The following is a 5,305-nucleotide window of genomic DNA, read 5'->3' on the forward strand; positions in this document are numbered from 1 at the left end:
CCCCGGCCTGTTTACCGCGGCCCGCGTCGGTATCCGGTTACCGGTCGATGCACGCCTTCGCCGGTGGGCGGGGCCTGCGGGCCGGCCATCACAACCCGCCGATGGGGAGAGTGACCCGGCGCTGGGACTTCGCTGGCCTGGCGGAAGTGTGAACCTCTGTCTGGTGAGTCGAGCAATGCTCGGTTGTTATTGATGCAGTCGAGCATGGCTCGACTCTACAAAGGCGGTGATGCAGTCGGGCATGGCTCGACGCTACCGGCAGGAACCCAACGGCGATGCCGCCAGCACCGTCGTCGCTCGCTCATGGCGCTGCAGCCACGCCAGGGTGTGCGGGCAGCGCGCATGGATCAGCCGTCCGATCGCGGCCAGGTCAGCACCGATGTCGCGCTCGAGGATGGGTTCGTGGTGGGCGATGCGGTTGCGCAGGTGACGGATGCGGTCGAGGTCGGCATGGATGGAACGACGCAGGACGGACAGCGGCACCGAGGGTGCGTTTGGCAGCGCCAGGCCCATGGTCCCGGCCCAGATCGAATGCTCGAACCGCCGAGCGAACAACTGCTGCCAGAAGCCGAATCGCAGTTTGGCGATGACCTCCGGCACATCCCGCGGAGCTCCAGCGCTGCCGCGGACATCGCATAGCGAGGCAAGCGCGCCTTCGGCAGGAAGGCTGCGCAGTAGCGCTGGATGCCAGGGCCAGCGTTGACCATAACGATGCACCAGCGCCGTAGCGGCTGCATTGCGGATCACGACTTCGCAAATGTGCAACGGTGGAAGGAGAGCACCACACATCTGCATGTTCCAGGCATAGAGCGTGGCTGGATCGGCTACGCAACGAGAAGCGATGCGCTCGTAGGTCGACCATCTCTGGCGGGATAGCGCTGCCTGCAGGATCCTGCTTTCCTTCATCAACTCACTCCGAGGGGATGTGGCTTCACCTTGACTCTGGGAACGAGGCAGGAACATCAGGAAACGGCGGCATGCTCGTCAGTGTTCTTTGTGAAACGGCTCGGTTTTTCACCCGACTGTTTGCCTTGACGCATTTGCCAATTGACTGGGCCGGGTGGCACTCCTAACCTTGCGGCGTGTGCTCCGGGACTCGCGGCTGGATTCCAGCTTCCCCTGGGGACGTTGAGAGGTACCAAAGGGCCCCGCTAGCAGGGCCCTTTGTCTTTCCCGCCCTTGCCGCACCCCACCCGCACCGCCGCCCGTTCCGGGCAGGCTCACCGCCGTGCCGTTACCATGGCCGCCTGTATCCGGCTGGTACCTGCAATGGACAAGGTTTTCATCGAAGGGCTGACGATCGACGCCCTGATCGGCATCTACGACTGGGAGCGGCGGATCCGGCAGGACCTGGTGTTCGACCTGGAAATGGGCTTCGACAACCGCCGCCCGGCCGCATCCGATGACATCGCCCATACCCTGAATTACAAGGCGGTGAGCAAGCGCCTGGAGCAGTTCGTGCGCGAATCGGACTTCGGCCTGGTCGAGACCCTGGCCGAGCGCTGCGCGCAGATCGTGCTGGACGAGTTCGACGTGAAGTGGCTTCGCCTGAAGCTGAGCAAGCCCGGTGCGGTGCGCGGCGCGCGCGCGGTGGGCGTGATCATCGAGCGCTCGCGCGACTGACCGGTCGTGCCGGCCGCTGGCCGGCAGCCTCAACCCCAACAGAAACAAAGAAGGAGACAACCGATGGTGGATGCGGTGGTGGCGGTACAGTGGCTGGAACAGCTGCAGAAGACACTGGAACCCTATCCCGGCGCCTATCTGGCGTTGATGATCACGGCGCTGCTGGTCGCCGCCGGTCTGGCCAACTGGGTCACCAAGCGCATCCTGGTGCGCGGCCTGCGGCGACTGCTGCAGCGCCTCCCGGGTGCCGAATCGGGGCGTGGCAGCCACCTGATGCGGGTGATCTCACGGCTGTCGAATGTAGTGCCCAGCCAGGTGATCGCCTCCGGCGTCGCCCTCATTCCTGATCTGCCGCCGGGCCTGGTCAACGTCATCGTCAAGCTGTGCATCGTGTGGGCCGTGCTTACCCTGGCCATGGCCTTCTCGCATGCCCTTGATGCAGCCAACAGCCTGTACGAGCGCAAGCCAGACGCGCGCAACAAACCGATCAAGGGCTACCTGCAGGTGGTCAAGATCGTGGTCTATGTGGCAGCCGGGTTGTCCATCGTGGCCACCCTGCTGGGGGTGAAGATCGGTCCGCTGGTCACCGGCCTGGGCGCGGCCACCGCGGTGCTGATGCTGATCTTCCAGGACACCATCCTGTCGCTGGTGGCCAGCGTGCAGATCAGTGGCGATGGCCGCGTTCGCCTCGGCGACTGGATCGAGATGCCCAGCCAGAACGCCGACGGCGATGTCATCGATATCGCCCTGCACACCATCACCGTGCAGAACTTCGACAAGACCATCACTACCATCCCGACCAAGAAGCTGGTGACCGAGTCGTTCAAGAACTGGCGCGGCATGCAGGAGGCCGGCGGGCGCCGGATCAAGCGCGCGCTGTACCTGGACCAGCACAGCGTCGGCTTCCTGGGCGCGGACGAGCTGCAGCGGCTGGGCCAGTTCGCCCTGCTGGGCGACTACCTGCGTGACAAGGCGCGGGAGCTGGAGCAGTGGAACGGGCGCCTGCGGGAGCAGGGCGTGGCCGAGGTCAACAGCCGCCGGGTGACCAACCTGGGCACCTTCCGCGCCTATGTGGAGCGCTACCTGCGCAACCACCCCGGCATCCATCAGGACATGACCCTGCTGGTGCGCCAACTGCAGCCGACCACCGAGGGCCTGCCGCTGGAGCTGTACTGCTTCACCCGCAGCACCGCCTGGGGCGAGTACGAGGCGGTGCAGGCGGACATCTTCGACCACCTGCTGGCGATCCTCCCGGCCTTTGGCCTGCGGGTCTTCCAGGCCTCCAGCGATGCCATGTTGATGGCGGGGCAGCGCGCACTGGCCGGGTCAGAGTAAGCTCCACCCTCGCGTCCGCCCCCGTATGGACCGCCCAGACTGTGGGCGGGCGCACGAAACTGAATGACGAAACCTCTCGCCAAATGGCCCGGGAACGCTAGAATGCCGGGCTTGTAAACGTTTTCATAAGGACAGCTGGTGGCCTCCGATCGCATCGAATCCCTCATTGCCCAGATGACCGTCGAGGAAAAGGTCGGCCAGCTGGGTGTCTTCGCGGACATGGTCCGCCCGTTCGCCCCGGACGTGAACCCGGAAGCCAACGTGCGCAACGCCGACCAAGTGCTGCAGCAGGTGCGCGAAGGCAAGGTCGGCTCGCTGTTCAACGGCGTGGGCGCCGAACTGGGCCGCCGCATCCAGCAGGTCGCCACCGAGGAAAGCCGCCTGGGCATCCCGGTGATCCTGGCCGCCGACGTCATCCACGGCATGCGCACCGTGTTCCCGATCCCGCTGGGCGAAGCCGCCAGCTTCGAGCCGGACCTGGCCGAGCGCACCGCCCGTGCCACCGCCGTCGAGGCCACCGCCGCCGGCCTGCACTGGACCTATGCACCGGCCGTGGACATCGCCCGCGACCAGCGCTGGGGCCGTGGTGCAGAAGGTGCCGGTGAGGACGTGGTGCTGGGCTGCGCCTTTGCCGCCGCCCGCGTGCGTGGCTTCCAGGGCGGCGACCTGCGCGCCGCCGATTCGCTGCTGGCCACGCCCAAGCACTTCGCCGCCTATGGCGCGGTGATGGCCGGCATGGAATACAACATGGTGGACATCTCGCCGCAGACCCTGCGCGACGTGCACCTGCCGCCGTTCAAGGCCGCCTTCGACGCCGGCGCCATCACCGTGATGTCCTCGTTCAACGACATCAACGGCGTGCCGGCCAGCGCCAACGCCGAACTGCTGACCGACATCCTGCGTGGTGAGTGGAAGTTCCCGGGCGTTGTGATCTCCGATTACACCGCCGACATGGAACTGGTCGCGCACGGCTATGCCGCCGACGACCGCGACGCCACCGCCAAGGCCTTCACGGCCGGCCTGGACCTGAGCATGCAGAGCGGCTTCTACGCCGAGCACCTGCCGGGCCTGGTCGAGAGCGGCGAAGTACCGATGACCGTGCTGGATGAAGGCGTGCGCCGCATCCTGTGGCTGAAGGAAACCATCGGCCTGTTCGACGATCCGTACCGTTCGCTGGACCCGGCGCGCGAAGCGGATACCTCGCACATTGCCGCACATGACGAGCTGTCACGCGATGCCGCGCGCCGTTCCATCGTGCTGCTGAACAACCGCGACAACGTGCTGCCGCTGCAGAAGACCGGGCAGAAGATCGCCCTGATCGGCCCGTTCGTGCAGGACCGCGAGAACATCGAAGGCTGCTGGACCCTGTTCGGCGACAAGCAGCGCTACGTGGACCTGGAAACCGGCGTGCGCGCCGCCATCGGCGATGAAGCGCTGCTGGAAGTCGTGCCGGGCAGCGAGCTGGAAGCCGCGATTCCGGGTGGCACCGAAGCGGCCGTGGCCGCTGCGCTGCGCGCCGACGTGGTGGTGCTGGCCTTGGGCGAACCGCAGCGTTACAGCGGTGAAGCGCAGTCGCGCGTGGAAATCACCCTGCCGCCGGCACAGCAGGCGCTGGCCGAGGCCGTGGCGATGACCGGCAAGCCGCTGGTAGTGCTGCTGCGCAATGGTCGCGCGCTGGCCCTGCAGGGTGCGGTGCGCAATGCGCATGCCGTGGCGGTCACCTGGTACCTGGGCACGCAGACCGGCCATGCCGTGGCCGATGTGCTGTTCGGCGATTACAGCCCGTCCGGCCGCCTGCCGGTCAGCTTCCCGCAGGTGTCCGGCCAGCAGCCGTACTTCTACAACCACCCGCGCACCGGCCGCCCGGAACTGCCCACCATGTCGGAGTTCAAGGCACGCTGGCGCGAGATTCCGAACGAGCCGCTGTACCCGTTCGGCCACGGCATCGGCTACGCCACGTTCGCCTACGGCGTGCCGCAGCTGAGCGCGGCCCAGCTGGGCTGGGACGACACCCTGACCGTGACCACCACGCTGACCAACACCAGCGCCGTGGCCGGTGAGGAAGTGGTGCAGCTGTACATCCACGACCGCGTGGCCAGCCGCGTGCGGCCGGTGCGCGAGCTGAAGGACTTCCGCAAGGTCGCCCTGCAGCCGGGCGAGTCGATTGAAGTGAGCTTCAGCCTGACCCGCGAGCAGCTGGCGTTCACCGGCCGCGACGGCGTGCTGCGTGCCGAGCCCGGCCAGTTCGACCTGTGGGTGTGTGCCTCGTCGGCCGCCGGCGAAGCCGTGCAGTTCGAGCTGCTGAAGGCCTGATCCCGGAGTGGTAGCGCCGGGCCATGCCCGGCGT

4 protein-coding genes are annotated in these 5,305 nt (G+C 66.8%); 3 read left to right on the plus strand and 1 reads right to left on the minus strand.

Going from position 1 to position 5,305, the window contains the following annotated elements; translation table 11 throughout:
- Positions 1-252: 252 nt before the first annotated feature.
- A complete protein-coding gene (locus DCO49_RS19285; RefSeq protein ID WP_116865363.1) occupies positions 253-906 on the minus strand; it encodes a hypothetical protein in 654 nt (217 codons plus the stop codon).
- A 363-nt stretch (positions 907-1,269) separates the two neighbouring features.
- Here DCO49_RS19285 and folB point away from each other — a divergent pair, with 363 nt between their 5' ends.
- The 3 genes from folB to DCO49_RS19300 all read left to right on the plus strand — a co-directional run bounded on the left by folB (position 1,270) and on the right by DCO49_RS19300 (position 5,271).
- Positions 1,270-1,623: a dihydroneopterin aldolase gene (gene folB / locus DCO49_RS19290; protein WP_116865364.1), complete on the plus strand. Its 354-nt coding sequence runs from the start codon at positions 1,270-1,272 to the stop codon at positions 1,621-1,623.
- A gap of 63 nt (positions 1,624-1,686) precedes the next feature.
- Positions 1,687-2,958: a mechanosensitive ion channel domain-containing protein gene (locus DCO49_RS19295; RefSeq protein ID WP_116865365.1), complete on the plus strand. Its 1,272-nt coding sequence runs from the start codon at positions 1,687-1,689 to the stop codon at positions 2,956-2,958.
- Between the two features lie 138 nt (positions 2,959-3,096).
- A complete protein-coding gene (locus DCO49_RS19300) occupies positions 3,097-5,271 on the plus strand; it encodes a glycoside hydrolase family 3 N-terminal domain-containing protein (RefSeq protein ID WP_116865366.1) in 2,175 nt (724 codons plus the stop codon).
- The last annotated feature ends 34 nt before the right edge of the window (positions 5,272-5,305 follow it).

It is taken from the genome of Stenotrophomonas sp. SPM (assembly GCF_003105135.1).
Taxonomy (GTDB): domain Bacteria; phylum Pseudomonadota; class Gammaproteobacteria; order Xanthomonadales; family Xanthomonadaceae; genus Stenotrophomonas.

Bases quoted from the DNA above. Each gene is read 5' to 3' on its own strand.
- DCO49_RS19295 (WP_116865365.1), top strand. From the start codon at position 1,687: ATGGTGGATGCGGTGGTGGCGGTACAGTGGCTGGAACAGCTGCAGAAG.
- folB (WP_116865364.1), top strand. From the start codon at position 1,270: ATGGACAAGGTTTTCATCGAAGGGCTGACGATCGACGCCCTGATCGGC.
- DCO49_RS19285 (WP_116865363.1), bottom strand. From the start codon at position 906: ATGAAGGAAAGCAGGATCCTGCAGGCAGCGCTATCCCGCCAGAGATGG.